Below are 1,722 nucleotides of genomic sequence, written 5' to 3'. Positions count from 1 at the left end.
TAATTGAGCCATTAATCAGGTATCTTAAAACAGTTGAATAGAAAGGTAATCAAAATAAAAAATCCCGAACTTAAAAAGTTTGGGATTTTTTATTGGGTATGGCTTACTACAAGTTAAAGCATTAAGCCGATAAAATCTGCCTAGCCAGTTCTTGATATTGCTCAACCGCTAAGCGTGGACCAAATTGTTGCACAACTTGACTGGCTATAGTAGCGGCCAATTGTCCGCACTGCATTAAACTATGATTTTGTGATAAAGCATATAAGAATGCGCCAGAATAATTGTCACCAGCACCATTGGTATCAATGACTTTGTCTACAGGTGGGGTAGGAACATTAAATACAGTTATTAAGCCGTCTGCTGATTTTTGGCATATGATACTGTCATCTGCACTATTAGTCACGACCGCCAACTCACAATATTGGGTTAGAGCTTGGGCAGCTTCAGTTACATTCTGGATTTGAGTAAATAACATGGCTTCTTCAGAGTTACAGAAGATAGTATTCACACCATTGCCCAATACTTCAAGCAACCCTTCTTTGGCAAAGTTAACCACTGCCGGATCTGCAAAACTTACCGCAATTTTAATATCGTTGTCTTTGGCATATTGACGAAGCTTTTGTACAGAAGGACGTAGACTTTCTGACATCGCTAAATAGCCTTCAAAATATAACCAACTGCTTTGAGATAGTGCATCAAAATCTAAGTTATCTTCATTGATATCGCTTGAAGTTCCTAAGAAGGTTTGCATCGTACGCTCACCATCGGGTGTAATTGCAACCACACAAGAGCCGGTTACACCGCCTTGCGAGATAGAATTTTCAGCAGTAGTAGCAACGCCAGCTTGATTTAAATCCGCCAAATAAAACTCACCGGCTTGGTCATCACCAACCCGGCAACCATAAAATGACTTACCGCCTAAGCTTGCAAAAGCAAACATGGCATTGGCGGCTGAACCACCTCCAGTTTGCTTTGATGGCTGTAAATTTTGAGATTTGAATTGATTTAATAGTTGAGTTTGTTCCTCTAAGCTTGCTAAGGTCATGCTACCCTTGGTCAAGCTGGTCTGATTAAGTTGTTCTTCATTCAATAGATACTCGTGATCTACTAAAGCATTTCCTACAGCCATAACATCGTACATATTATTTCCAACTTAATAATTTAGGGAGTAATTAAATTCAGTGAGGATATAATACTTTAAATTAGGTGAGTTGTGGAGATTAGGTGTTAGCGTGAAACATACCTTGCAAATCTAAGGTCATTAAAAATATTTTGGTTCTATTTATAAATCTATCATTATCATAGTAAGTTATTGATTTTAAATAAAATAATTACTGTATAAAAATTATACAATTTAATGCTAAGCCTTAATAATTCTAAGATATTTGTTGTCAAGTTATCAGTTATACACAGACTTATCCACAGACGTTGGGGGTAACTGTTCAACAACTTGTTTTATAAGGCTTAGAAAAGCAGTTTAGTAGACAGTAAAATTTGATTTAAACAAAATTAACCTACCCATTAACAATAGTGACTAATTAGTTTTATTAAGTTCCACGCATTAAAGATGGATTGCTAATGCAATATTACCTAAGTTTCAACTGATACAACCTACCAATAAACCACTATGCTCAAATGCCCATGTTATAAGTTAAGTTGTTATATTAACTTTAAAAAACCACAAATGACTCCATTAACTTATATCAGTATTTTTAATTAAGC

Annotated in this window: 1 protein-coding gene; it reads right to left on the bottom strand. The window is 35.6% G+C overall.

The window, feature by feature from the left end; all coding sequences use genetic code 11:
- Positions 1-121 precede the first annotated feature (121 nt).
- On the bottom strand, positions 122-1,141 hold the full coding sequence (locus tag QZ265_RS10825; protein WP_296406072.1) for an adenosine kinase: 1,020 nt from the start codon (positions 1,139-1,141) through the stop codon (positions 122-124).
- Positions 1,142-1,722 lie beyond the last annotated feature (581 nt).

It is taken from the genome of Psychrobacter sp., assembly GCF_018260395.1.
Taxonomy (GTDB): domain Bacteria; phylum Pseudomonadota; class Gammaproteobacteria; order Pseudomonadales; family Moraxellaceae; genus Psychrobacter.
The sequence above is the reverse complement of the archived record's forward strand: the minus strand, read 5'-3'. Positions and strand labels throughout refer to the sequence as shown.